This window comes from Nocardia sp. NPDC088792 (assembly GCF_044750615.1).
Taxonomy (GTDB): domain Bacteria; phylum Actinomycetota; class Actinomycetes; order Mycobacteriales; family Mycobacteriaceae; genus Nocardia.
In genome coordinates this window covers 1086383-1111075 of record NZ_JBIVKC010000002.1, presented here as the reverse complement: position 1 = coordinate 1111075, position 24693 = coordinate 1086383, and the positions used below count along the sequence as shown (strand labels likewise).

The 24693-nt window shown below is 67.8% G+C and carries 22 protein-coding genes; 12 read left to right on the top strand and 10 right to left on the bottom strand.

Features of this window, described 5'->3' with window-relative positions; all coding sequences use genetic code 11:
- Window positions 1–153: 153 nt before the first annotated feature.
- Both ACIP5Y_RS14335 and ACIP5Y_RS14330 read left to right on the top strand, forming a co-directional pair.
- A complete protein-coding gene (locus ACIP5Y_RS14335; protein WP_400350296.1) occupies window positions 154–1350 on the top strand; it encodes an exonuclease SbcCD subunit D in 1197 nt (398 codons plus the stop codon).
- Between the two features lie 100 nt (window positions 1351–1450).
- On the top strand, window positions 1451–4795 hold the full coding sequence (locus ACIP5Y_RS14330) for an AAA family ATPase (protein WP_400350294.1): 3345 nt from the start codon (window positions 1451–1453) through the stop codon (window positions 4793–4795).
- 237 nt (window positions 4796–5032) lie between these two features.
- On the opposite strand, the gene ACIP5Y_RS14325 is transcribed toward ACIP5Y_RS14330, so the two are convergent.
- From ACIP5Y_RS14325 to ACIP5Y_RS14305, 5 genes are all read right to left on the bottom strand, one after another.
- Window positions 5033–5305 (bottom strand): DUF2277 domain-containing protein, encoded by a 273-nt coding sequence (locus tag ACIP5Y_RS14325; RefSeq protein WP_400350292.1) that lies wholly within the window; start codon window positions 5303–5305, stop codon window positions 5033–5035.
- 189 nt (window positions 5306–5494) lie between these two features.
- Entirely contained in the window at window positions 5495–6013 is a 519-nt protein-coding gene (locus ACIP5Y_RS14320; protein ID WP_400350290.1) for a methylated-DNA--[protein]-cysteine S-methyltransferase, read from the bottom strand.
- Window positions 6010–7725 (bottom strand): DNA-3-methyladenine glycosylase 2 family protein, encoded by a 1716-nt coding sequence (locus ACIP5Y_RS14315; protein ID WP_400350289.1) that lies wholly within the window; start codon window positions 7723–7725, stop codon window positions 6010–6012. The genes ACIP5Y_RS14320 and ACIP5Y_RS14315 overlap by 4 nt, the downstream gene beginning before the upstream one ends.
- 82 nt (window positions 7726–7807) lie before the next feature.
- Complete coding sequence (locus ACIP5Y_RS14310) at window positions 7808–8011, bottom strand: YbdD/YjiX family protein (protein WP_400351273.1); 204 nt, start codon at window positions 8009–8011, stop codon at window positions 7808–7810.
- A 32-nt stretch (window positions 8012–8043) separates the two neighbouring features.
- Window positions 8044–10326: a carbon starvation CstA family protein gene (locus tag ACIP5Y_RS14305; protein WP_400350287.1), complete on the bottom strand. Its 2283-nt coding sequence runs from the start codon at window positions 10324–10326 to the stop codon at window positions 8044–8046.
- 357 nt (window positions 10327–10683) lie between these two features.
- On the opposite strand from ACIP5Y_RS14305, the gene ACIP5Y_RS14300 reads away from it, so the two are divergent.
- The 3 genes from ACIP5Y_RS14300 to ACIP5Y_RS14290 are packed head-to-tail and all read left to right on the top strand — an operon-like array spanning window position 10684 to window position 13726.
- Window positions 10684–11994 carry an ABC transporter substrate-binding protein gene (locus tag ACIP5Y_RS14300; RefSeq protein WP_400350286.1) on the top strand — a complete coding sequence of 437 codons (1311 nt, stop codon included), beginning with the start codon at window positions 10684–10686 and terminating at the stop codon, window positions 11992–11994.
- Window positions 11991–12890: a carbohydrate ABC transporter permease gene (locus ACIP5Y_RS14295; protein ID WP_400350284.1), complete on the top strand. Its 900-nt coding sequence runs from the start codon at window positions 11991–11993 to the stop codon at window positions 12888–12890. The genes ACIP5Y_RS14300 and ACIP5Y_RS14295 overlap by 4 nt, the downstream gene beginning before the upstream one ends.
- Window positions 12887–13726, top strand: a complete 840-nt coding sequence (locus tag ACIP5Y_RS14290; RefSeq protein ID WP_400350283.1) for a carbohydrate ABC transporter permease — start codon at window positions 12887–12889, stop codon at window positions 13724–13726. The genes ACIP5Y_RS14295 and ACIP5Y_RS14290 overlap by 4 nt, the downstream gene beginning before the upstream one ends.
- Before the next feature lie 3 nt (window positions 13727–13729).
- Here the strand turns inward: ACIP5Y_RS14290 and ACIP5Y_RS14285 are convergent, their stop codons facing one another.
- A complete protein-coding gene (locus tag ACIP5Y_RS14285; RefSeq protein WP_400350282.1) occupies window positions 13730–14290 on the bottom strand; it encodes a TIGR03086 family metal-binding protein in 561 nt (186 codons plus the stop codon).
- Between the two features lie 71 nt (window positions 14291–14361).
- Between ACIP5Y_RS14285 and ACIP5Y_RS14280 the strand changes: the two genes are divergently transcribed.
- Window positions 14362–14961 (top strand): TetR/AcrR family transcriptional regulator, encoded by a 600-nt coding sequence (locus ACIP5Y_RS14280; RefSeq protein WP_400350280.1) that lies wholly within the window; start codon window positions 14362–14364, stop codon window positions 14959–14961.
- Here the strand turns inward: ACIP5Y_RS14280 and ACIP5Y_RS14275 are convergent.
- Window positions 14897–16354 (bottom strand): MDR family MFS transporter, encoded by a 1458-nt coding sequence (locus tag ACIP5Y_RS14275; protein WP_400350278.1) that lies wholly within the window; start codon window positions 16352–16354, stop codon window positions 14897–14899. The genes ACIP5Y_RS14280 and ACIP5Y_RS14275 overlap by 65 nt on opposite strands.
- Window positions 16355–16449: 95 nt before the next feature.
- Here ACIP5Y_RS14275 and ACIP5Y_RS14270 point away from each other — a divergent pair, with 95 nt between their 5' ends.
- Together ACIP5Y_RS14270 and mraY are read left to right on the top strand one after the other, a co-directional pair.
- Window positions 16450–17169 (top strand): TetR/AcrR family transcriptional regulator, encoded by a 720-nt coding sequence (locus tag ACIP5Y_RS14270; protein ID WP_400350276.1) that lies wholly within the window; start codon window positions 16450–16452, stop codon window positions 17167–17169.
- Window positions 17170–17291: 122 nt separating this feature from the next.
- On the top strand, window positions 17292–18368 hold the full coding sequence (gene mraY, locus ACIP5Y_RS14265; RefSeq protein ID WP_400350274.1) for a phospho-N-acetylmuramoyl-pentapeptide-transferase: 1077 nt from the start codon (window positions 17292–17294) through the stop codon (window positions 18366–18368).
- Between the two features lie 7 nt (window positions 18369–18375).
- Here the strand turns inward: mraY and ACIP5Y_RS14260 are convergent, their stop codons facing one another.
- Window positions 18376–19611 carry an alpha/beta hydrolase gene (locus ACIP5Y_RS14260; protein WP_400350273.1) on the bottom strand — a complete coding sequence of 412 codons (1236 nt, stop codon included), beginning with the start codon at window positions 19609–19611 and terminating at the stop codon, window positions 18376–18378.
- Window positions 19612–19702: 91 nt separating this feature from the next.
- Between ACIP5Y_RS14260 and ACIP5Y_RS14255 the strand changes: the two genes are divergently transcribed.
- Complete coding sequence (locus ACIP5Y_RS14255; RefSeq protein WP_400350271.1) at window positions 19703–20161, top strand: MarR family winged helix-turn-helix transcriptional regulator; 459 nt, start codon at window positions 19703–19705, stop codon at window positions 20159–20161.
- Here ACIP5Y_RS14255 and ACIP5Y_RS14250 read toward each other — a convergent pair.
- Window positions 20146–21105, bottom strand: coding sequence for a helix-turn-helix transcriptional regulator (locus tag ACIP5Y_RS14250; protein WP_400350269.1), 960 nt, complete (start codon window positions 21103–21105; stop codon window positions 20146–20148). The two genes, ACIP5Y_RS14255 and ACIP5Y_RS14250, sit on opposite strands and share 16 nt — an antisense overlap.
- Before the next feature lie 101 nt (window positions 21106–21206).
- Here ACIP5Y_RS14250 and ACIP5Y_RS14245 point away from each other — a divergent pair, with 101 nt between their 5' ends.
- Together ACIP5Y_RS14245 and ychF are read left to right on the top strand one after the other, a co-directional pair.
- Window positions 21207–21836: a TIGR03086 family metal-binding protein gene (locus ACIP5Y_RS14245; protein WP_400350267.1), complete on the top strand. Its 630-nt coding sequence runs from the start codon at window positions 21207–21209 to the stop codon at window positions 21834–21836.
- A gap of 98 nt (window positions 21837–21934) precedes the next feature.
- Entirely contained in the window at window positions 21935–23014 is a 1080-nt protein-coding gene (ychF, locus tag ACIP5Y_RS14240) for a redox-regulated ATPase YchF (protein WP_400350265.1), read from the top strand.
- A 78-nt stretch (window positions 23015–23092) separates the two neighbouring features.
- On the opposite strand, the gene ACIP5Y_RS14235 is transcribed toward ychF, so the two are convergent.
- The gene (locus ACIP5Y_RS14235; protein WP_400350264.1) at window positions 23093–23686 is read right to left on the bottom strand and encodes a TetR/AcrR family transcriptional regulator; all 594 of its coding nucleotides are present in this window, start codon (window positions 23684–23686) and stop codon (window positions 23093–23095) included.
- 93 nt (window positions 23687–23779) lie between these two features.
- Here ACIP5Y_RS14235 and ACIP5Y_RS14230 point away from each other — a divergent pair, with 93 nt between their 5' ends.
- Window positions 23780–24691, top strand: coding sequence for a hypothetical protein (locus tag ACIP5Y_RS14230; RefSeq protein WP_400350262.1), 912 nt, complete (start codon window positions 23780–23782; stop codon window positions 24689–24691).
- Window positions 24692–24693 lie beyond the last annotated feature (2 nt).

Here is a 24693-nt window from a genome sequence, read left to right as displayed (position 1 = left end):
CCCTACCGCACCGACAAAGTAGTGAATTGAGCAACTGCCCGGCACAATCCGTCGGAATTGCAGCGCAGGCGGTCCGCAATACACCGGCGGGTTTCGGGCGACGCGCCAGGGTATGGCGCGGCTTGTCGGAGGGATCGCCTAGCGTTCTGCGGCATGCGGATCCTGCACACCTCCGACTGGCATATCGGCCGCACCTTTCATGGCGTCGATCTGCTGGCCGATCAGGAGTGTTCGCTCGCGGCCATTGCGGAACTGGTGGCGGCGGAGCGGGTCGATGTGGTGGTGCTGCCGGGGGATGTGTACGACCGGTCCATTCCGAGTGCGGATGCGATCGCGGTGTGCAATAGCGGTTTCGAGGCGATCCGCGCGGCCGGGGCGACCATTGTGGCTACCTCCGGCAATCACGATTCGCCGACCCGGCTGGGCGCGCTGGGGAGTTTCGCGGCGGCGGGCGGTTTGCATCTGCGCTGCCGGATCGGCGATGTGGCGCGGCCGGTGATCGTGCCGGACGACCACGGTGCGGTGGCCTTCTACGGCATTCCGTATCTGGAGCCGGAGATCACGCGCGCCGAACTGGGTGTGCCGCAGGCGCGTTCGCATGCCGAGATCCTGGACGCGGCCATGGGATTGGTGCGGGCCGAGCTGGCGGGGCGCCCGGGGGTGCGATCGGTGGTGCTGGCGCACGCTTTCGTGGTGGGTGGTGAGGCCACCGGTTCGGAGCGGTCGATTTCCGTGGGCGGGGTGGAGACGGTGCCGCTGGGGGCTTTCGACGGTATCGATTATGTGGCGCTGGGGCATTTGCATTCACCGCAAACGCTGTCCGATTCGGTGCGTTATTCCGGTTCGCCGCTGCCGTATTCGTTCGGTGAGCGTTCGCATCGCAAGGCGGTGTGGATCGTCGATCTGGATTCGTCGGGTCTCGCCGCGGTCGAACGCCGTGAACTTCCCGTGGTGCGCGGCCTCAGCCAGTTGACCGGCACCCTCGAAGACCTGCTCACCGAGGCCGTGCACGCCGCCGCCGAATCCGATTACGTATCCGTGATTCTCACCGACGCCACCCGCCCGGTCGATGCGCTGCGCAAACTCCGGGATCGTTTCCCGCACGCCGTTCACGTGGAATGGGCGCGGCCCGAGGGCAATCCGGAATTGCGCTATCGCGAGCGCGTGCAGGGCCGCCGCGATACCGAGATCGCCCAGAGCTTCCTCACCGATGTCCGCGGCGCTCCGAGCCCGGCCGAAATGACCTGGCTCGAACGCGCGCTATCGGCTGCCGTGCGCGAAAAGGACGGCCCGGTGCGCGTTCCGGTGGAGACCGGGCCGGGCGAGGACAGCACCGAGCTATCCGCGTGACGGGAATGGGTGCCCGGCGGGGTGCGTCGGCGTGTCGTCAGCGGGCCGGGGTAGCGGCGGTTGTTGGATGGGTGTCGGTGGATGAGGAACGGGGTGACGGGTGCGGCTGCATCGATTGGAACTGAGCGCATTCGGTCCGTTCGCCGAGACCGCGGTGGTGGATTTCGACGAGCTCGGGGCCGACGGGTTGTTCCTGCTGCACGGGCAGACCGGCGCGGGCAAGACGACGGTGCTGGACGCCATCGCGTTCGCGCTGTACGGCAGCGTGCCGGGGGCGCGCGGCGAGAGCAAGTGGCTGCATTCGGATCATGCCGATGAGCAGACGCCGCCGCGCGTGCTGCTGGAGGCCACCATCGGCGGTCGCCGCCTGCGGCTGACCCGGTCGCCGGAGTTCCAGCGGCCCAGCAAACGGGCGAAAACCGGTTGGGTGAAGGAGAACGCGGCCGCCACGCTGGAATGGCTGGACGGGCGCGGGCAGCATCTGTCCCGGATTCCCGATATCGGGGACGAGGTGATCCGCCTGCTGGGCATGAGCGCCGACCAGTTCTTCCAGGTCGTGCTGCTCCCGCAGGGCGACTTCGCACGCTTCCTGCGCGCCGACAACGAGGAGCGCGAAAAGCTGCTCGAAAAGCTCTTCGACACCGAACGATTCGGCACCGCCGAGCAATGGCTCATCGACAAGCGCCGCGCCGCCGGCGCCGATCTCGACTCCCGCAAGCAGAGCATCGACCGCCTCATCGCCCAGGTCGGCGTCGCCGCCGGCCTCCCCGCCACCGAGACCGCGGGCCCCCTCGAATCCGTCGACTGGTCCCAGCGCCTGCTCACCGGCGCCCGCACCGCGGTCACCGCGACGGCTGCCGAACGTGAACAGCAGCAAAAGGATTCGGCCACCCTCCGCGCCGCCGCCGAACAACAACGCCGCCTCCACGACCTGCACCGCCGCCGCACCGCCGCCCGCACCCAACTCGACGACTACGCCTCCACCACCCCCCACCGCACCACCCGCCAAGCCGAACTGGACCTGGCCCGCCGCGCCGAACCGGTGGCCGCCGCCCTCACCGAGGCCCGCACCGCCGCCGTCGCCCTCCGCCGCCGCACCGACGAAGCCACCCGCGCCGCCGAGCAACTCGCCGACCAGCTCTTGCACCCCGCAGGCGCCGAACTCCCCGGAACCCATTGGGCCGCACGCGATCTCGCCGCAGAAGAACTCGCCGGCACGGACCTTGGCGCCGACCTCGCGAGCATCGAACCGCCGGACCCGGCAGCTGAATCGCCTTCGGCGGTGGCGCCGAACGGAGGCGAGTGGCATCTCACCGATTCGGAACCCGCCGCTCCCGGCGACCTCCGGGGCGTGGAAGACAACTCCGGCGATCGGACCGCCGCGACAGCGAGTGCAACCGGCGCGGGCGGAAGTAATCCCGTCGCGGGCCCGCGAACCGCGGGGCGCGGAGGCGGGAATCGGCACGAGGGCGAGGGTTCGGCTGCGCGCGGGCTGGAGGCCGCGGTGCAGCGGTGGAGTGCGCAGATCGGGGCCTTGGATGAGGTGCGGGCGGATGCGGAGTCGGCGACACGGTTGACGGGGGAGCTCGGGCGGCTGCGGGAGGAGCAGCGGAAGCTGTCGGAGCGGGCGGCCGCGCTCGGCAAGCGGCGCGGGGAGTTGCCGGAAGCCATTGCCGGGGTGGAGGTTCGGTTGCGTGCGGCCGCGGACGCGGCGGCGGGGCTGCCGGGTATCGAGGCCGAGCGGGGGCGGTTGCAGGCGGCTGCGGCGGCCGCCGTGGAGTTGGAGCAGCAGCGGAAGAAGCTGGTGCAGGCCAATTCCGCGTTCGAGGCGGCTCGGGTGGCGCATCTGGATGCGCGGGAGCACACGCTGACATTGCGTGCGCAGCGGCTGGCGGGGATGGCCGCGGAACTGGCGGGTGCGCTGGTCGATGGGCAGCCGTGTGCGGTCTGTGGATCGGCGGAGCATCCTGAGCCTGCCCAGCCGGCGGAGCAGGCGGTGTCTCGCGATGCCGAGGAAACGGCGCTGGCGGCGGAGCGGAAGGCCGAGGCCGCGCGGGAGCAGCGGGGGAGGCTCGTGACCGAGCTGGAGCGGGCCGTCGAGGTGCTGGTGGAGCGGGGCGGCGATGCCGACATCGCGGAATTGGCTGTGGCGCTGGATGCTTCGACCACGCGATGCCAGGAGGCGAGCCGGTTGGCCGGGCAGGTCGACGGTCTTACCGCTGAACTGGATCGCCTGCGTGCGGAGGATGCGCGGTTGCAGGACGAGCTGCGCGACAGTGAAAGCCGCAGCAGCGCAACCATGGAACGCATTGTCGCCACCGATCGCCGCCTGGCCGAGCTCACCGAGCGACTCCGCGCCGCCGCGGGCGCGGACGGCACCGTGGACCGCCGCCGGGCCCGGTTGGCGGAGCTGGTGGACGGCGCTACCGCCGTTCGCACCGCGCGGGCCGAGGCGATCGGCGCGCGTGAACAGGTGGCGGTTTCGGCCGTCCGAGTCGAGAAGCTTTCCTACGAGGCCGGTCTGGTGGAATCCGCCGCGCCGGTCATGGGCCCGTCGGGCCCCGATTACGCCGTGCTCGCCGAGTACGCCCGCGCGGTGGACGCCGCCTCTCGCACCGCGCAGCAGCAGGCCGATATCGAGGCCGAGCTGGTGGCTGCCGATCGTGCCCGCGCGCACGCGGAAGCAGTGCTGGCCGAACCCGAGATCCGAGCCATCGCGGACACCGAACCCGGCGATCTGCAGGAGTCGGAAGCCGCTGTGGCGCAGGCGGAAGCGACGCTGAACCGCGCCGTGGCCGCGCACGCCGAGGCTGCCCGCCGGGTCGAGCAGCTCGAGGAACTGTGTTCGCAGTTGTGGGCGGCCGTGGACCGCATCGCCCCGGTACAGCGGGCCTACGAGGAGCTGGCGGGCCTGGCCGAGGTGGTCTCCGGTCGCGGCGAGAACAACCGCCGCATGTCCCTGCGCTCCTATGTGCTGGCCGCCCGGCTGGAGGAGGTGGCGCTGGCCGGTTCGGTGCGCCTGCGCCGGATGTCCGGTGGCCGTTACGAATTCGTCCACACCGACGCCGCCGGCCCACGCGGTCGCCGCGGCGGCCTGGGCCTGGACATCCGAGACGACTACACCGGCGCCATCCGCCCCGCCAAGACCCTCTCCGGCGGCGAAACCTTCATGGCCTCACTGGCTCTGGCCCTCGGCCTGGCCGATGTGGTGGCGGCCGAATCCGGCGGCCTGGTCCTCGACACCCTGTTCATCGACGAGGGCTTCGGCAGCCTGGACGCCGATACCCTCGACGCCGTGATGGGCGTCCTCGACGAACTCCGTTCCGGCGGCCGCGTAGTAGGCGTAGTAAGCCACGTCGACGAAATGCGCCAGCGCATCCCCAGTCGCCTCCACGTCATCCGCGGCCGTACCGGCTCCCACCTCGAAACCTCCCTCAGCGCTTGAGCATTCGACGCGGCAGCCGAACCGGTCAGCGCTGTGGGCGTCGAGTCCGGTAGCCGCCGCGGGGAGAGCCGATACCGGGGCCGACCGGTCTGGCAGGGCCGAGGGTCCGGACGTTGCGGGGGGCTCGGAGAGTACAGCGGGTCCCGGACGCCGCGGCGGCTCCGAGTACGGCGGGTCTGGACAGCGCGGCCGGCGTGCCGGGCTGCGCAGTGCGGGTCTGGGCTCCGGCTCGATCGTTCAGCGGGGGCCGAAGCGGACTTCGGCGCGGGCGCGGGCCTTGGCCGCTTCGGCTTCGCGGTCTTTCGGGGGTGCGGTGGTGGTGAGACCGCCCAGGAGGCGGCTGGTGGCGGCGGCTACCTCGGCGACCGCTCGGTCGAAGATCTCCTGGTTGGCCTGGGAGGGTTTGGCGGTTCCGCTGATCTTGCGGACATATTGCAGGGCCGCCGCGTGCACCTCGTCCTCGGTGGCCGGCGGCTCGAAGTTGTGCAGGGTGTGGATGTTGCGGCACATGCTGCCGAGCGTACGCCGGGCCACCGACCAGGAAGTCCGGCGTGATTCCGGGATTGCGGGTCGGGGGTCCGGTGTAGCGGGCCGACCGAGTGCTCGCCCGCCGGGCCGCAGTTCCGTCGGGCCGCAGTTCCGTCGGGCCGTGGTTCCGCCGGGCCGCAGTTCCGCCGGGATGTGGTCGGTCGGCGCTGGTCAGTCGGCTTCGTGGTCGAGGAGCCAGCGTTTGATGGGGAGGCCGTAGCGGAAGCCGCCGAGGGTGCCGTCGGTGCGGATGATGCGGTGGCAGGGGACGAAGAGGGCCGCGGCATTGCGGGCGCAGGCGTTGGCGGCGGCGCGGGTGGCGGCGGGGCGGCCGCTGACGGTGGCGAAGTCGGTGTAGGTGACGGGTTCGCCGGCGGGGATCTTGCGCAGCACTTCCCAGGCGTGCACCAGGAAGGGCCCGGATTGCTGGCGGACGGTGACGGCGTCGATGGCCGTCAGGTCACCGGCGTGGTAGGCCTCGACGGCCTTGCTGATCGGTCCGAGGTCGCCGTGTTCGCGCAGGGTGGCGGGCCGCAGGGTCGGGTGGACGAGTTGGCGGAGGTAGTCGGCGTCGGCGACCCAGCCGGAGGCGAGGACGGCGCCGTCGGGGTCGACGAGGGCGGTGAACGGTCCGGCCGGGGTGGTGACGGTGCTGAAATCTGCGGTGCCGGTGCGGGTTTCGGTGGTCACGGGCTTGTCCTTGCTTTCCGGGCGCCGGGGGCGCCGTCGGGGACGGAGGTGGGGTTGGCCAGTGCGTGTTTCCACAGGTGCATGGTCAGGTAGGAGCGCCAGGGGGACCAGCGGGCGGTGTCGGCGAGATCGATGCCGAGCAGGGCGGCGCCACGGCGCACGATGAGGTCGGTGTGCAACAGGATGTCGGGATCGGCGAGCAGCCGCATGGTGACGTAGTCGGCGGTCCACGGGCCGACCCCGTCCAGGGCGAGCAGGTCGCGGCGCAGTTCGGCGGCGGTGCGGCCGGAGTGCAGTACCAGTTCGCCGTTGGCCAGCGCCCGGGCCGCGCCGACGATGGCGTCGATGCGTTTCGCCGGTCCGGTGAGTACCTCGGCCCCGTGCTCGGCGATGGCGGCGGGGGTGGGGAACAGGTACGGGATGGGCCCGGTGATGGATTCGCCGAGCGCCTGCACCAGCCGCGCGGTGTGGGTATTGGCGGCGGCCACGGAGATCTGCTGCCCGATCATGGTGCGCAGCAACAGTTCCGGTCCGTCGAGGCAGCCGGGCACCCGGATGCCGCCGGCGAGCGGGATGCCGTTGCGGTATATACCGGACGCCTGGCCGATGACGGCGAGTTCCCCGGTGGCGGAACGGCTTTCCGTACCAGTCGGCCCATTGCCCGCGGCGCCGTTGTCACGACTTCCGAGCCCATTGGCGCCCGCCGCGAATCCATTGCCCGTGGCCGCGAATCCATTGCCCGTGGCCGCGATTCCATTGCGCAGGGCAGCGGGCAGCCCATTGCCCGGCACCGGGCCGTGCGGTGCCGACATGGCGGCGGCCAGCGCTTCGTCGATGCCGATCGGGTCGGCGTCGAGGTCGAGGAAGTGCCGCAGCCGGGCGACGGTGGGGGCGAGGTCGCGCATGTCCTGCAGGGCGAGGGTGGCTCGGACGTGCCCGGGCTGGACGGAGAGCCGGACGGTGGTGTGCCCGTGCGGCGTGCGCAGACTCCGCGTGTAGCTGTCGTGCTCCCAGAGTTCCAGGCCGGGCACGGTATGCGCGGACAGGAACCATTCCAGCCAGGCTCGATCGAGTGGTTCCCGGTAGGGGAGTCGCAGGGTGAGCAGGCCGTTGGTGGCGGGGAGGGTGTCGCCGTTGCGGCGGCGGGATTCGTCGCGGAGGGTGGTCGGGCTGACCGCGAAGACCTCGCGCACGGTGTCGTTGAATTGGCGGATGCTGGCGAACCCGGCCGCGAAGGCGATGTCCGACATGGGCAGTCGGGTGGTCTGGATGAGCAGCCGGGCGGTGTGGGCCCGGTGTGCGCGGGCCAGGGAGAGGGGGCCCGCGCCGAGTTCGCTGGTCAGTACGCGGGTCAGTTGGCGCTGGGAGTAGCCGAGGGCGTCGGCGAGGGCGGGGACGCCGCCGCGTTCGATGACGCCGTCGGCGATCAGCCGCATGGCGCGGGAGGCGAGGTCGGCGCGGGTGTTCCAGAGGGGCGACCCGGGGGCCGCGTCGGGCAGGCAGCGGCGGCAGGCGCGGAATCCGCACTGCTGGGCCGCTGCCGCGGTGGGCAGGAAGGTGACGTTGGCTCGTTTCGGGGTGATGGCGGGACACGAAGGGCGGCAATAGATTCCAGTGGTGCGCACCGCGGTCACGAATTGCCCGTCGAACCGGGCATCCCGGGTTGCCACGGCGCGGTAGCAACGCTCGAAATCCAGATCGTTCGAACTCACGGACTCCACAATCGCAGCCCCCGGGCTCTCGTGCTAGCGGGAATCTGCCATCAATGTTCGCGGGAAACGGTCATGCTGCCATTCAGCAGCATCTATTGGCCGGATTCTTCGCCGCGGCGGCATGCCGTTCCCGCCAATATTCGCGCTCGGTGGGGATGTGGCTGCCGGGGTGCCGCAGTCGCAGGTGCTCGACGTAGCGCCGATAGTCGTTGCCGCCGAGGATCGAGTTGAACCACCAGATCACGGCGCGGAGGGCGCGGAAAAGGGTGCGCCCCGCCGACCGCAGGTCTGCGGTCGGCGGGGCGTGCTGGTCGGACATCAGTGTGCGGCCACCCGGGCGCCGGGTGCGCGGACCTTGCCCTCGGCAATGAGTTCATCCCATTGCTGCTGCACTTCCCGTTCCGCCTTGGAGGCGATGAAGCCGCTGGGCGCGAAGATCTTCGACGGCTCGTCGGGCGTCTCGGAGGTCGGTTCGCCGCCGTTGCGCAGGGCCCGGATGCAGACCCACACGCCGACCACCGCCACGATCAGCACGAGCACCGCGAACACGATGGACAGCGTGCCCTGCACGGCCGTATTGAAGACGATCTTGTCCATATCGTGCATGTTCTTCGCCGGTGCCAGCACCTTCCCGGCGTCGCGTGCGGTCACGTAGATGTCGTGCGACTTCCAATACCCGATGTTCTTGTCCTGCGAGAAGATCTTCTGCCAGGATGCGGTCATGGTGACGATGAGGTCCCACAGCAACGGGATCAAGGGAATCCAGGCCCACTTCACCAGGCCCTTCTTCACCAGGATCACCAGCACCACGGTCAGTGCGACCGCGGCCAGCAACTGGTTGGAGATGCCGAACAGCGGATACAGCGTGTAGATGCCGCCGAGCGGGTCGGTGACGCCCATGAGCAGCACCGAACCCCAGGCCGCGACCACGATCGCCGAGCAGACGAGCACGCCCGGCCACCACGACGGGTCCTTGAACTTCTTGGCCGGGCCGCCCAGGTTGCCGAGGGAATCGGAGAGCATGAACCGCGCGACGCGGGTGCCCGCGTCGATGGTGGTGAGGATGAACAGCGCCTCGAACATGATCGCGAAGTGGTACCAGAACGCCTTCAGCGCGGTGCCGCCGATGAACTTGTGCATGATCTCCGCCATGCCTATCGCCAGGGTCGGCGCGCCGCCGGCGCGGGAGTAGACCTGGGTCTCGCCGACATCGTGCGCCTGCTGGTTCAAGTAGCCGGCGTCGATCGGGGTGCCGCCCAGGCCCAGGTGATTCACCTTGTCGGCCGCGGCCTGCGCGCTGGTGAGCCCGCCGGTATTGATGGCGAAGTACAGGTGCTGGTCCAGGATCGACGCCGCGATGATGGCCATGACCGCTACGAACGACTCCATGAGCATGCCGCCGTAGCCGATCATCCTTGCCTGCGACTGCTTTTCGAGCAGTTTCGGCGTGGTGCCGGAGGAGACGAGCGCGTGGAACCCGGACAGCGCGCCGCAGGCGATGGTGATGAACAGGAACGGGAAGAGGCTGCCCGCGAAGGCGGGACCGTTCGAGTTGCCCGCGAACTGCGAGACGGCGGGGGCCTTCAGCACCGGCATGGTGACCACGACGCCGAGCGCCAGCAGCACGATGGTGCCGATCTTCATGAAGGTGGACAGGTAGTCGCGCGGTGCGAGCAGCAGCCACACCGGCAGCACCGAGGCGATGAAACCGTAGATGATCAGCAGCCAGGCGATATTGGTGCCGGACAGCGTGAACCAGTCCTTGCCCCAGGCCGATCCGGCCACCCAGTTGCCGGAGATGATGGCCAGCAGCAGCAGTGCGAACCCGACGATGGACACCTCGCCGACCTTGCCCGGTCGCACGAAGCGCAGGTACAGGCCCATGAGCAGGGCGATCGGGATGGTCATGGAGATGGAGAAGACGCCCCACGGGCTGCCGCCCTGGAGCACGCCGGTCTTCGGATTCGGCGTCGCCGCAAGCGCATTCACGACGATGATGCCGAGCACCGCGAGCAGGATCATCATGATGACCAGCACCGCGATAATGGCAGCGATGCCGCCGACCACGCCGAGTTCTTCGCGGGCCATCTGCCCGAGCGAGCGGCCGCGGCGTTTCACCGACGCCCACAGCACCAGGTAGTCCTGCACCGCGCCCGCGAGCACGACGCCGACGATGATCCAGATGGTGCCGGGCAGGTAGCCCATCTGCGCTGCGAGGACGGGTCCGACCAGCGGGCCGGCGCCGGCGATGGCGGCGAAGTGGTGGCCGAACAGGACCCGGCGGTCCATCGGCATGTAGTCCTTGCCGTTCTCCAGGGCCTCGGCCGGAGTGGCGACGTCGTCGCGCGGCTTGGTGATCTTGTATTCGATGATGCGCGCGTAGAACTGATACGCCAGCACGTAGGTGCAGACTGCGGCGATGACGATCCATACCGCGTTCACGTTCTCACCGCGCATGAACGCGAGGATTGCCCACGCTATGGCGCCGAGGATGGCAATGACGAGGAAGATGCCCTTCTTCGTGGGACTCAGGGGCGTCCGGTCCACGACGCCTACCGGGGGTAGGTCGGGGTCCGTCCGGAGATATTCGATGGTCGCCATGCGGCAGGTCTCCCGTGCGGTACTGCGGGTTTTACTTTGGATTGAACGTAGCGGAAGTCACATGGCTTGGAACGGCTTTGCCCGGTCCTTCATCGATGTGTCATCGCGCGGCCGGCGGGTACGGGTGGCCCGGAGGGAGTTGCGCCGGGCGACTGGGGTGGGTGCCGCCCGGTGGTGGCATCGCCGCGACTTCGCGTGTTTTCCGTGTGTCGCAGGTTGCTCCCCGTATGCTGCCATGCTGGTCGGAGATCTGCGTCACGGTGCCCTCATTAGTTCGTTTAGTTCACGGAGATATATCTTCCGGGCGCGCTCCCCTATATCGGCCCCGCTCAGCCTGCCGCGACCAGAGGAGAAGCGATGCGCACCGGCTTCGATCGGCGTACCCTGCTGCGCTCCGCGGCGGCGGCGGGTCTGCTGGCGGCCGGCGGGTGCGCGGGCGAGGACGATGATGCCGTCACCTTCTTCTTCCAGGCCCGGCCGGAGGAGGCGCGGGCGCGGCTGCGCATCATCGACGAATTCCGCAGGCGGCGACCGGATATCAAGATCCGCACCATAATGTCCGGGCCGGATCCGCTGCAGCAGATGCTCACCTATTGCGCGGGCGGCAAATGCCCGGACGTGATGATGGCGTGGGAGCTGCTGTACGCCGGGCTGGCGGATCGCGGTGTCCTGGTGGACCTGCGGGAGTTCCTGGGCCGCGAACCCGGATACGACGCCGAGCTGCGTGAGGACGGGTACGCCACGCTGCGCGAGACCTTCCAATGGGACGGCGGGCAGTATGCGCTACCCGAGCAATGGTCGGGCGTCTTCCTGTACTACAACCGGAAACTGTTCGACCAGGCCGGAATCCGGCCCCCGGACACGTGGGCCGCGGCGTGGACCTTCGCCGAATTCCTGGCCGCCGCCCAGGCGCTCACCCACCGCGGCAGTGACGGCCGTATCCGGCAGTGGGGGTTCTGCGACGCCTGGGTGCCGTACTTCTCGGCCGCCTGCTTCGGCATGAACAATGGCGCGGAGTGGTTCAGCCCGCCGGTGCGGCCGACCCGCACCAATCTCGGCGATCCGCGGTTCGCGGAAGGATTGCAGTTCTACGCCGACCTCGCCGTCCGGCACCGGGTGGCACCCAATGTCGGTAATCAGCAATCGGTTTCGGCGCAGGACCTGTTCCGCGGTGGCCGTGCCGCCATGCTCATGGGCGGGCACTGGCTGTACTCGGAATTCACCGGGCTGGATGATCTGGACTTCGATGTGACCGTGCTGCCGGTGGGGCCGCACGGCGGGCCGGGATCGATCACCGATGTGGGTAGCACCGGTTTGGCCATTGCGGCGCACAGTCCGCGGCGCGAACAGGCTTGGGAATTCGTCAAGTTCGCTACCGGGCCGGAGGGGCAGGCCATCATCGCGGCGTCGGGGCTGTTCGTGCCGGTGCTCGAATCCGCCATGCAGTCACCGGGTTTCGCGGCGGCGCACCGGAATATCCGCAATCTGGATGTCTTCACCGAAGGACCCGCGAATTCCCGTCAGCTGGCTGTCACCCCGGTGTGGGGGAAGGTCGAGTCGTTGCTCGAACGTGGCTGTAATCGGGTGCTTCGTGGTGCGGCGCAGGCGGATTCGCTGGGTGGGGTGACCGCCCGCGATATCGATGCGCTGCTCAGGGCGGCGGTATGAGCCGCGCGGGCTCGGCGCTGGCGCGGCGGCGGGCGCGGGACGGGATGGGGTTCGTCGCGCCGAATGTGGCGGCGGTGGCGGTGTTCATGTTGTTTCCGCTGGGGTTCTCGTTGTATCTGAGTTTCCATTCGTGGGATCTGTTCAGTCCGCCGCGGTTCGTCGGGGTGCAGAACTATCGGCGGCTGGTGGCGGATGATCCGCTGTTCTATATCGCCTTGCGGAACAGTGCGGTGTTCACGGTGCTGACCTTGGCGCCGACGGTGGTGATCAGTCTGCTGGTGGCGGGGCTGCTGAATCGGAAGCTGGCGGGGATGGCGGTTTTCCGGGTCGTGGTGTTCCTGCCGCTGGTGGCGTCGACCGTGGCCATGGCGGTGGTGTTCCGGTTCCTGCTCGCCGGGGATGACGGGCTGGTGAATGTGGTGCTGGGCTGGGCAGGGATCGGGCCGGTGCCGTGGCTGACCGATCCGGATTGGGCGCTGGTGTCCTTGAGTCTGGTAACCGTGTGGAAGAGCGTGCCGTTCGCCACCGTGATCCTGCTGGCCGCCATGCAGGGGGTGCCCGAGAATCTGTACGAGGCGGCGAAAATCGATGGGGCCGGGGCGTTCCGGCGGTTCCGGTCCATTACGGTGCCGTTGATCCGGGGTGCCTTGTCGTTCGTTTTCGTGATCACGGTCATCAATTCGGTGCAGGCGTTCGATCAGGCGTACGCGTTGACCGGCAGTAGCGGCGGGCCGGAGACCGGCACCTATGTGCTGGGAATCATGATGTTCCAGAACGCTTTCCGGTTCTACGAGGTCGGGTATGCGTCGGCGCTGGCCTGGGTGATCTTCGCGATCCTCTTGCTGCTCACGCTGGTGCAGTTGCGGTTCTCGCGGCGGGCGGAGGCGGAGCTGTGAGGCGGGCGACCGCCTGGCGTCGCCTGGCGGGCGGGTTCGGCGTCTATCTGGCCCTGATCGTCGTGGCCTGGTGTGCGCTGACGCCGATTCTGTGGGCGGTATCGGCCTCGCTGAAAACCGACGGCACCATCACGGATCTCGCGCCGCTACCCACTCACCCGCAATGGTCGAACTACCGCGCTGCATTCGACCTCATCCCGCTCGGGCGCATGCTGCTCAACACCGTCGTCTACGCGGCCTGTGTAACAGCAGGCCAGGTCTTCTTCTGCTCCCTGGCCGGATACGCGTTCGCGCGCTTACGTTTTCCGGGCCGCGAGGCCCTCTTCCTCGGCTACCTCGCAACCCTGATGGTCCCCCTCACCGTCACCGTCATCCCACAGTTCCTCCTCATGCGAGCCTTCGGCTGGATGGACACCCCCTGGGCCATGATCGTCCCCGGCCTCTTCGGCAGCGCCTTCGGCACCTACCTCATGCGTCAATTCTTCGCCACGCTCCCAGCGGAATTGGAGGAGGCGGCCATCCTGGACGGCTGCACTTCATGGCAAATCTATTGGCGCGTCCTGTTACCCCACACGCGCCCCGCCCTGATGGTGCTGGCCGTCCTGACCTGGATCACCGTATGGAACGACTTCCTCTGGCCCCTGATCATGATCCAACGCAACGAATACGCCACCGCCACCCTCGGTCTCGTCCGCCTACAGGGCCAATACAACACCAACTGGCCCCTACTCATGGCCACCTCGGTAATCCTCCTGCTGCCTCTGCTGCTGCTCTATGCGGTGGCCCAGCGCGCCTTCGTCCGGGGGATCGCCATGTCCGGTCTCGGCGGCCGCTGAGGTCTACTTCGGCGGCTCCCATTGCGGATCTCGGCCGAGCAGTGCCGCAATGGCGTCCATCACCGGCAGTGACGAACCCGCTTGTACCGGAGGCTGATAGACGCCGCCAGGCCCGTTGAGCACACTGCCCGGTCCGGTGATCGACTGTGCGATAGGCAGTGCGCGTTCGGCGAGCCGTTCCGGGACCGGGTAAGGCCGGCCCACCGCGTGTGCGAGGTCCCAGCGGTGGATGAGCATGTCGACGAAATGCACCGCCAGCACGGTCTCGGTGGGGATGGGACCCCGATCCGGGAGGTGCACGACCTCGCCGGCCTGATCCATCGCGACCACCCAGCGCGCGGCCGTGCGAGCGAAATCCTCACGCGGACTGTCCGAATGGTCGTCGAGCGGCGAGAGGATGGCCGAGACGACGGCCTCGTGCCGCGTATTCATGTGATCGATGAGATCCGTGACCGCCCAGCCCGTACAAGGTGTAGCGGCATTCAGCTCTTCGTCGGAAACAGTGACCACATCGTGCGCGAGCAGCGCCAGGGCCATTGCGTCGAGTCTCTGCAGATCGTTCATAGTGCACCCACTTGATAGCATCCGGTCGTTCGCCAAAAGAATAGCGAACGACCGACCGCTAAGATAGTCATGTGTCCCCCAGAAGCTCCTTCGCCGAAGCGGCCCGCACCCGCGAACGCATAGTCCGAGCCGCCATAGCCGAAGCTTCCCGAATCGGCCTGGACAGCCTCACCATCGGCTCCCTCGCCGACCGCCTCTCCATGAGCAAAGCCGGCGTCATAGGCCCCTTCGGCTCCCGCGAGAATCTCCAGCAAGCTGCCCTCGAGCAAGCAAGCCACATCTTCCGCACCGCCGTCCTGACCCCCCTCGCCGACCTCCCGCCCGGCGCCCTCCGCCTCTCCCGCCTCATCGACGCCTGGATCGCCTACCTAGCCGACTGCCCCTTCCCGGGCGGCTGCTTCGTAACCTCCACCTCCACCGAATTCGACGGCCGCCCCGGCCCCATCCGAGACCACCTCCGCGCCACAGTCTTCTCCTGGCGCACCCTCCTCACCACCGAAATCACCGCCGCCCAAGCGGAATCCCCCGCCCCCCACCGCCCCGCCGACGAGATAGCCACCACCCTCATAGGCATCTCCATGTCCATCAACCAGGAAATCCAACTCCTCAACGACGACTCCGCACCCCAACGCGGCCGCTCCGCAATGCGCCACGCAGCCGGTCTGCCCTGATCAGGAGCGCGGGCACGACCGCGACTGCCGCGATCGCGAATGCCCACCAATAGGTTTGGGTGAAGGACTCGGCGAGCGGGTGGTGTTCGAGATTGCGCTGGAGTAGTACGAGCAGCGCGGCGACGCCGAAGGAGCTCGCGGTGCGGATGGCGACATTGGTGGCCGTGGTGGCGGCCGGGATTTCGGCCGGTTGCAGGGCTCGGTAGGAGGCCGCCATGGCCGAGGGCATGAGCATGCCGTGGCCGAGCCCGATCACGAACAAGGTGGCGATCAGCACGGCGGGGCCGGTATCCGCGTGCGTTTGGGTGAGGGCCGCCATGCCTGCCAGTACGAGTGCCAGTCCGCCACGGACGAGTAGTTTCGGCGAGAACCTGTCGGTCAGCTTGCCGGCGATCAGCGTGGTCGCCATCGCGCCGAGCCCCATGGGCGCGACCATGATTCCGGAGCGCAGCGGCGTTTCGCCGTCGACCGTCTGAAAGTACAAGGGCAGCAGGGCCATCAGGCCGACTTGCGCGCCGATGTAGACGAACAGCAGCGCATTGACCGCGGTGAAATTCCGGCGCCGCAGCAGCCGGATATCGATCAGTGCCGCGTCGCCCTTCCTGGTGGCGTGCACGACATACCCGGCGATGAGCGCGATTCCGGCGAGAACGCTTGCGAGGACCGGGGTATCGGTGAGGCCGATGCCGCTGCCCGCGAGCGAGGCACCGTACACGAGTGCACCCAAACCCGGTGACAGCAAGGCCATTCCGAGTACATCGAGTCGGCCGGCGCGGTCACCGACGACATCGCGCGGGAGCAGCTGGATCGCGGCGAGCAAGGCGATGGCGCAGAGCGGGACATTGATGAAGAACATCCATCGCCATGACAGGTGACCGAGGATCAACCCGCCCACTGTGGGGCCGAGCACCGGCGCGATCAGGGCGGGGAACGAGACTGCGCTCATGACGCGGCCCATTCTGGCCGGACCGGCCGCGCGGGCCAGCATGGTCTGCCCGATCGGCAGAATCATGCCCGCGCCGAGACCTTGCAGCAGGCGGAATCCGATGAGACTCGCAATGCTCCAGGCCGTTCCGCACAGCACCGATCCGGTGATGAACAGCAGTAGCGATGTGATCCACATGGTCTTGGGTCCGAACCGTCCGATCGCCCATCCGGACAGCGGGATGCTCACGGACAGCGCGAGCGTGTAGCCGGTCAGCACCCATTGGATCGTGGACAGCGGGGTGTGGAACTGCGTGCCGAGGGTGTGAACGGCGACATTGGTGATGGTGGTGTCGAGGATGGTCATGATCGCGCCCAGGACCACCACGATCACGAGGTTGCGCAGGGCGGGATCGAATTCTGTTGGTGCTTCCGGTGTTTCCGCCGGTGTCGGCCGTGTTGCTGTCATGGCGGTGCCCCCTGTTCTGCCTTATCGATACACTGTATGGATAAACGATACGATGTATTGTCAAGTCATACGCTGTAGCGGGTAGACTCCGGCCCGTGGACCAGCAGCAATCCGGAGCCGACGCGAACCGTGCCGTCCCGATCTGGGCGCGCTCCGCGCCCCGGCGGCGGCCCGCGGTGACCAGAGATGAAATTGTCACCGCGGCAATGGATATCGCCGGTGAAGAGGGCAGCGATGCGGTGTCCATGCGCCGCGTCGCCGCGCGGCTGGGTATCGGGCCCATGGCGCTCTACACCCATATCGACAGCAAGGACGACCTCATCGATCTGATCGCCGACGAACTGGCGGGCGAGATCATCCTCGATGAGAACGAGTTCTCCGAGGACTGGCGCGAATCGATCTCCCGGGTGGCCCGGCGGGAGCGCGCCATGATCAAACGACATCCGTGGGCCACCGAACTCGTCGGCAAACGCGGCGCGCTCGGGCCGAATGCGCTGCTGCACATCGAGCAGTCGTACAAAGCGCTGGATGGACTGGACGTGCCGATCCCGATCGCCTCGCAGATCATCAATGCGGTCGACCAGTACACGACCGGATTCGTACTGCGGGAATCCCACGCGGCTACCCGCCGTGATCTCGGACCGGATTCACCCGGCGCCGCCTATGTACGCGAGGCCGCGACCGCCGCCGGCCACGAACGGTTCGTCCAACTCCTGCAGCAGGATCCGGCCGACTTCCCCGATGCCGACGAGAGCTTCGAGATCGGGCTGGGATGGCTGCTGGAAGGCATCACGCGGGATCTCGGTAGGGGCTAGTCACTTCCGGCTCGTTCGCCACTCTCCGAAGCATGTGCTTGGCTGGCAGCGGTCCAGTGCAGTCATGCATCGGGGTGATGAGGCGCGCCGGGGGAGCCGGTGGGCGGGTTCTGGGGAGAGTGATGAGACAGATTCTGTTCGCTGCGATGATTGCGCTCGCGGTGTCGATCACGGTGACGCCGATGCTCATTCGGCTGTTCGCCCGCAAGCATCTGGGACAGGAGATCCGCGAAGAAGGGCCGCTGAGCCACCGCGCCAAGCGGGGGACACCCACCATGGGCGGTATCGCCATCGTGGCCGGTATGTGGGCCGGATACCTCGGGTCGCATCTGATCGGGCTGCGGTACGGGGCGCCCGGGGTGACGGCGTCCGGGCTGCTGGTGCTCGGGCTGGCTACCGCGCTGGGGGTGGTCGGGTTTCTGGACGACTTCATCAAGCTGTACAAGCGACGGAACCTCGGGTTGAGGGCGCGCGGGAAATATGTCGGACAGCTCGGCGCCGCAATCATTTTCGGTGTGCTGGCGCTGCGGTTTCCAGACAGCACCGGGCTGACGCCGGGAAGCAGGCACTTTTCTATCGTCCGCGATCTGGGCTGGCTGTCGTTCATACCGGTGCTGTTTCTGCTGCTGGTGTGTTTTCTGGTGGTGGCCTGGTCCAACGCGGTGAACATCACCGACGGACTCGACGGATTGGCCGCGGGCTCGATGGGGCTGACCCTGGGCGCGTACGTGCTGATCACGTTCTGGCAGTACACGAATGCCTGCAGTACCCGCGCCCACGCCGGCTGCTACCTGGTGCGGGATCCGCTGGATCTCGCAGTCGTGTGTGCGTCAGCCGGCGCGGCCTGCGTCGGATTTCTGTGGTGGAATGCCGCCCCCGCGAAGATCATCATGGGGGACACCGGCTCGCTGGCCCTCGGTGGACTGCTGGCAGGGCTGTCGATCACCACTCGCACCGAACTGCTGATGGTGCTCGTCGGCGCCCTGTTCTGCGCGGAGATCTTCTCGGTCCTGTTGCAGATCGCAGTGTTTCGCACGACAGGGCGCCGATTCTTCCGAATGGCCCCGGTGCATCACCACTTCGAACTCGGCCACTGGCCGGAAACCATGGTGACCACCCGATTCTGGCTGGTCGCAGCCATTTCCGCGGCGGCCGGGTTGATGGCGTTCTACGGCGAAGACCTCGCTGTGATCGGGTAGCCGGGGTTCAGCGGCCGTCAGCGGCGTCGAGCCACCAGATCGGGCGGGCGGTGCCGTCCGTGGTGCGGCCGTCGCGGTGCACGTAATGCCGGATGTCGCGGCCGGATTCGGCGAATTCGCCGTGCAGCGCCCGCTCCAGCCATTCGGCGGCGAAGCGGAAGGCTTCGGCGGCCACACCACCGAGGGGGTGGAATTCGTTTTCGTAGACGCGGAGTTCCTTGGGGGCGCGGATGCGGTCGAAACTGGCGATGGCCTGTTCCAGCCGGGTGAGTTCGTCGAATTCGCCGATGCCGTAGAGGACGGGGCAGGTGATGTGCTCGACCAGGTCACCGAGCGGGAGGTGGGTGGTCAGTTCCCGATCGAAGGCTTCCTCGTCGGTGTAGCCGGCCATGTACATGTAGTTGTTCTTGAAGCTGGGCTGGGCGCGGTCGAAGATGGTGTGGAAGTCGCCGGTGACCGCTTCGAAGGCGGCGAGCGCGGCCAGGCGGCGGTCGGTGGCGGCGGCGCGGGAGCCCCAGTAACCGCTCATGCTGATGCCGAACATGCCGATGCGCTGCGGATCGACCTCGGGCAGTTCGGTCAGGTAGTCGAGGTAGCGGCCGATGGCGCGCTCGTAGTTGGTGAGATCGACGGTGAGACCGCCGGTTCGGGTCTCGCCCTGACCCGGGCCTTCGATGGAGAGCGCGACCATGCCGCGGCTGGTGTAGTAGCGCTCGGCGGCGTGGATGTAGTCCTCTTTGATCATGTCCATGCCGGGGCCGAGGATCACCGCGGGCGCGCCCTGCACCGCGCCCGCCGGGAGGTGCAGCAGGCCGTAGATGTGGCCGCCTTCGAAGTCGAGCACGACTCGCCGGACGCGATCGTCGCGTAGTGCGGCCAGCCGGGTGACGCAGTGGCCGGTCCGCTCGCGGAAGGCCGCTTTGCGGGGATCCGCGGCGTCGAGGATCGAATACTGCGCCCGGCCCCACATGACGGCGGCGCGTTCGTAGAGGTCGGAGGCGGTGCGGCGGAAGCCGTTCCGCTCGTGGTGGGTGGCGCGTTCCTCGGCCTGGGCGGCAATGGTGGCCCAGGCCTTGGGCAGCATGGCACCGCTCTTGACCAGGGCGAACACCTTGTCGAAATCGGTGTGGTCGTGGCCGAGTTGCTCCATCGTGCCTTTGGCTTCGGGGTGCAGGGCATCGAAACCGCCTTGGGCGAGGGCGATGTCCAGGGTCCAGCTCTGGGCGGTCGAACGGTTGGTCATGATGCTTCCTCTCAATTAGCTAAGTACTTATCTATTAAGTACTTAGGATAAGCTGCTGTCAAGTCAGACCCGTGCGCCGAGAGAGAGTCACATGCCGAAACCCCGACCGGACGCCGCCCGCGGCGAATCGCTCGACCGGTTGGCGCGCGCCGCCTACCGGCTCAGTGCCGCCGACGCGCGACTGCGCGGCCGGGCCACCCGGGTGCCCGGCGCGGTATCGATGACTCACGCACGCGCACTGCGCATCCTCGCCGAAGGCGGGCCGATGACGATCGGGCAGCTCGCCGCCGGCACCGAAACCACCGGCGCCGCAACGACTCAGCTCGTGAACGGGCTCGTGACGGCCGGGTATGTCACCCGCACGCCGTCGCCCGGCGACAAGCGTTCGGTCCAGGTGTCATTGACCGATGCGGGACGCGAACTGCATCACCAGCGGCAGCGGAAACTCACCGCGGCGCTGCGGGACTCCCTGACCGAATACGACTCCGCCGCACTGGAATCCGCGACGTCCGTACTCGAGCATCTGGCCGCCATCTACGACGAACTCTGAGGCGTGGCCTCGGTATAGCGGCGCGCCAGCGTGCGGATGTGGGCGACCAGTTCGGGCGGGTCGTCCACGCGGAAATCCATCATGAGCATGCTCAGGTAGATGGCGATGGTCTCCAGGCGGTCGGCGCCGGTCAGCAGGAGGCAGGAGTTGTCGTCGAGCGGTTCGACCACGCCCACCGTGGGGTTGATGCGCGCGATCACCGTTTCCGCGGGCGCCAGCACGGTGACCCGGGCGTGCACCAGCCAGCCGATGCTCGCGATCTCGCGCAGCACGAAGGCGACCAGATCCTCGTCCGGCAGCGGGCGCGCGGCGAAATGCCGGTCGCCGAGGACGACCGCGGGCAGTCCGGCCACGGGAATCGCACGCCAGGAATGGGTTTCGAGCTTGTAGGCCACCAGGTACCAGCGGCGTTGCCAGCTGATCAGGCGGTAGGGCTCGCATTCGAGGTCGCCCGCGTGCACGGTGGTCGTCGCGCGGATGGCGGCGGCCAGGGTGGCGAGGGTTTCGGCGGGGATCGGGGCGTCGGGTTCGCAGGAACCGGTGACGGCGGGGCCCACATCGGTTACCGACCGCAGTGCTGTCACCTTGCGCTGTAAGCGTTTCGGGAGGATGCGCGCCAGTTTCGCGTGTGCCCGTTCCAGGTTGTCCTGGATGCCGGCGATTCCGGTGCTGCCGTCGGCGGCCTGATCCATGGCGACCGCGACGGCCACGGCCTCGTCGTCGTCGAGCAGCAGGGGCGGCATGGTCGTGCCCTGGCCGAGGCGGTAACCGCCGATCGGGCCGCGTTCGGCGTGCACCGGATAGCCGAGTTCGCGCAGCCGGGCGATGTCCTGGCGCAGGGTGCGGCCGGTGACGTCCAGGCGTTCGGCCAGCTCGCGACCGCAGTAAGGGTGTTCCTGCAGTAGGGAGAGCAGACGCAGCAGTCTGGTTGTGGTGGAGGTCACATTTCAGCCTTTCCTGCTGCCGGATGATTAGGAAGAAATCTAGCCTAATAGCGGCATACCTTGGTTTCAAGGGAAACGAAACCACCTGAGAGGCAAGCACAATGAGCACCGAACCGCAGGCCACCCTCGACCCCGCCGCCCGCCTCGCCCCCGTCTGGCGTGATGTCCTCGCCACCTCGCATCGCGCCCTGACCGGCGTGGTCGCCGGCGTTCGCGCCGACCAGTGGGACAACACCACTCCGTGCTCGGAATGGACTGTCACGCAGGTGGTGCAGCATGCCGCCGGTGATCAGCTCGCCTACGCCAAGGTCCTCGGCATCGGCAACGGTCCCGCCGCGAACCCCTTCGAACCCTCCGGCCAACTCGACCGCAGCGCTGACGAATTGCTCACCGCCGCAATAGAACCCACCGTCACCGCCTGGGCCACCGTCGGCGATCACACCGAAACCGTCCCCACCCCACTGCCGTTCGGCGCCCTCCCCACCCCGATCGCCGGCGTGCTCTGCGCCCTCGACGCCGCCGTCCACGCCTGGGATATCGCGATCGGCACCGGCCAGCCCGCGCCGCTCACCGACGAGCTCGCCGGCCACCTGCTCACCGCCGCCCGCGGACTCATCGAGCCGCTGCGGGATTACGGCGTCTACGCGGCGATCGTCGAGGGCGTGCCCGCGAGCGACACCCCGGTCGTCGACGAACTGCTGACTTACCTGGGCCGCGACCCGCGCGCCTGAATCCGCTCGCGGCGGCCGCCGGGGAGCATCCCCGTGACCGCTCTGGGCGGTACCGGCCTGACGGAGCGGGCCGACGGTCCAGGTAGACTCCCTTCCTCGTGAGTCTCACCCTCGGAATCGTCGGCCTGCCCAATGTCGGAAAGTCGACCCTCTTCAATGCGCTGACCCGCAATGACGTGCTCGCGGCGAACTACCCGTTCGCCACCATCGAGCCGAACGTCGGCGTGGTGCCGCTGCCCGATTCCCGGTTGAGCAAGCTGGCCGAGATCTTCGGATCCGAGCGCATCGTGCCCGCCGTGGTCTCCTTCGTGGATATCGCCGGCATCGTGAAGGGCGCGTCCGAGGGCGCGGGCCTGGGCAACAAGTTCCTCGCCAATATCCGTGAGGCCGATGCCATCTGCCAGGTGGTGCGCGTCTTCGCCGACGACGACGTCATCCACGTCGACGGGAAGGTCGACCCGACCTCCGATATCGAGGTCATCGAGACCGAGCTGATCCTGGCCGACCTGCAGACCCTCGAGAAGGCGGTCGTCCGCCTCGAGAAGGAAGCCAAGGTCAAGAAGGATCGCAAGCCGGTCGCCGACGCCGCCAAGCAGGCGCAGGACATCCTCAATGCCGGCCGCACCCTCTTCGCGGCTCGCAAGGAGATCGACACCGACCTCCTCCGCGAACTCACCCTCCTCACCACCAAGCCCTTCCTCTACGTCTTCAACGCCGACGAGTCGGTCCTCACCGACGAGGCCAAGAAGGCCGAACTGAAGGCCGCCGTCGCCCCCGCCGACGCCGTCTTCCTCGACGCCAAGGTCGAAGCCGAACTCCTCGAACTCGACGAGGAGTCCGCCCTCGAACTCCTCGAATCCATCGGCCAGACCGAACCCGGCCTGCACGCCCTGGCCCGAGCCGGCTTCCACACCCTCGGCCTCCAGACCTACCTCACCGCAGGCCCCAAGGAATCCCGAGCCTGGACCATCCACCAGGGCGACACCGCCCCCAAGGCCGCCGGCGTCATCCACACCGACTTCGAACGCGGCTTCATCAAGGCCGAAATCGTAGCCTTCAACGACCTGGTAGCCGCCGGCTCCATGGCCGCAGCCAAGTCCGCCGGCAAGGTCCGCATGGAAGGCAAGGACTACGTCATGGTCGACGGCGACGTAGTCGAATTCCGCTTCAACGTATAGGGATTCGCCCGCACGCCAGCGAATTACACTGAGCCCCATCCGGATTCCGGGTGGGGCTCGGTTGTTTTCGGGGCAAGGTCAGGCTTTGACGGCGTCCCATGCTGCTTGGCCGAGGACCGGGGCGGGGCCGAGGATGTCGAAATCTGTTGTGCGGGCCAGCCATAGGCGGGCGTATTCGACGCAGGGGCCCATCCAGAGGGCTTGGCAGAGTCGTGGGGGTAGGGGTTTGATGCGGGACTGGGTTATGTGGGGGTGTAGCCAGGTGGTGGCTTCGCTGTAGAAGTGGTCGTTCAGGGTGGTGATTTCGGGGCGGGATTCTTCGATGATCTCGAATTCGCGGTGGTGGAAGAGGAAGCGGGCGCGTAGTTCGTTGGCGGCTACCCATTCCAGGTGGGTGCGGACGGTGCTTTCGATGCCGCCGCGGGCGGTCGAATTGCCTTGCAGGACGGTGAGGTAGGTGTCGTAGTAGTCGCGGAGGGTTTCGAGGTAGAGCTCGGCGGCCACGCCGTCCTTGCTGCCGAAGAAGTGGTAGATGCTGCCCACGCTGGCGCCGGAGGCGCGGTGCAGGGCCTCGACCGTGGCACCGGCCACTCCGCTCTTCAGGAAGACCGTCAGTGCTGCGTCGAGGATGGCGCGGCGGCGCGCGACGCCGGCGGTAGGGGCAGTGGTCACTCCTGAACCGTACCGAATCGGCCATTGACTAGAAAAATCTTCTAGAATAATTTTCTAGTTCGACGTGACCCGCTGAACGAAGGACTGTGGCGAATGAGCACGAGTACCGAGAACCGCACGAGTGGTGAAGTGCGGCGGGTGAATCCGGTCGATGTGGCCCTCGGCGTCGCCTGCGTGGTGTGGGTGGTGATGACGCTCTGGTCGGGGATCCAGACCGGCGGCAAGGGCCTGCCGGTGATCCCGCAGACGATCACCTCGCTGGCGCTGGTGGTGGCCGTGTTCGGGCACATGCTCAAACACTTGGGGGTGAAGCTCGCCGCGGCCTACTTCGTGATCGCCGCCATCGTGGAGTGGTCCTTCGAGCAGACCAATATCTCGTTCGGCGGGTTCATCTGGGGCGATCTGCGCTACGGCGATCTGGCGATGATGGGTCCCCATATCGGCAGCGTTCCGCTGCTGGTGCCGCTGGGGATGGTGGCCCTGTTGTGGCCGGTCTACGTGATCATCAATGTGGTGCTCGACGGGAAGATCGTGGTGGACCCGCGCTCCCTGCGGCCGTGGCAGGTGGTGTGGCACTGCGTGCTCTACGGCATGCTGCACGCCTGGATCGCGTTCCTCGCCAATGGTTTCTGCACGAAGTTCGGGGTCTACGAATGGGTCGGCAGGTCCAAGGCCCTGCCCGCGCAGGACTCGTTCTTCGGCGACCCCAAACTGCCGATCGGCTGGGCGATCTGGGGATTCCTGATCACCCTCGTCATCTCGTTCGTGCTCATCCCGGTCCTCGGCAAGGGCGCGCTCGCCCGAGCGGGGACGCGTCCGCTGAGCTGGGTGGACGCGGCCCCGATCGTGGTCATCGGGTCCTATGCCTTTGCGCTGTACCTGAATCCGGTGAACAAGTCCGTCGGCAGCGTCATCCTGTTCATGTTCGGATTCATCTCGCTGCTCGCCCTGTACCGCTTCGTGGCTGTCCTCCTGGAGCAGAGGCGGTCGTCGCTCGAAGCGTGAGC

Bases quoted from the DNA above. Each gene is read 5' to 3' on its own strand.
- ACIP5Y_RS14335 (WP_400350296.1), top strand. From the start codon at position 154: ATGCGGATCCTGCACACCTCCGACTGGCATATCGGCCGCACCTTTCAT.
- ACIP5Y_RS14325 (WP_400350292.1), bottom strand. From the start codon at position 5,305: ATGTGCCGCAACATCCACACCCTGCACAACTTCGAGCCGCCGGCCACC.
- ACIP5Y_RS14305 (WP_400350287.1), bottom strand. From the start codon at position 10,326: ATGGCGACCATCGAATATCTCCGGACGGACCCCGACCTACCCCCGGTA.
- ACIP5Y_RS14300 (WP_400350286.1), top strand. From the start codon at position 10,684: ATGCGCACCGGCTTCGATCGGCGTACCCTGCTGCGCTCCGCGGCGGCG.
- ACIP5Y_RS14295 (WP_400350284.1), top strand. From the start codon at position 11,991: ATGAGCCGCGCGGGCTCGGCGCTGGCGCGGCGGCGGGCGCGGGACGGG.
- ACIP5Y_RS14285 (WP_400350282.1), bottom strand. From the start codon at position 14,290: ATGAACGATCTGCAGAGACTCGACGCAATGGCCCTGGCGCTGCTCGCG.
- ACIP5Y_RS14275 (WP_400350278.1), bottom strand. From the start codon at position 16,354: ATGACAGCAACACGGCCGACACCGGCGGAAACACCGGAAGCACCAACA.
- mraY (WP_400350274.1), top strand. From the start codon at position 17,292: ATGAGACAGATTCTGTTCGCTGCGATGATTGCGCTCGCGGTGTCGATC.
- ACIP5Y_RS14260 (WP_400350273.1), bottom strand. From the start codon at position 19,611: ATGACCAACCGTTCGACCGCCCAGAGCTGGACCCTGGACATCGCCCTC.
- ACIP5Y_RS14255 (WP_400350271.1), top strand. From the start codon at position 19,703: ATGCCGAAACCCCGACCGGACGCCGCCCGCGGCGAATCGCTCGACCGG.
- ACIP5Y_RS14245 (WP_400350267.1), top strand. From the start codon at position 21,207: ATGAGCACCGAACCGCAGGCCACCCTCGACCCCGCCGCCCGCCTCGCC.
- ACIP5Y_RS14230 (WP_400350262.1), top strand. From the start codon at position 23,780: ATGAGCACGAGTACCGAGAACCGCACGAGTGGTGAAGTGCGGCGGGTG.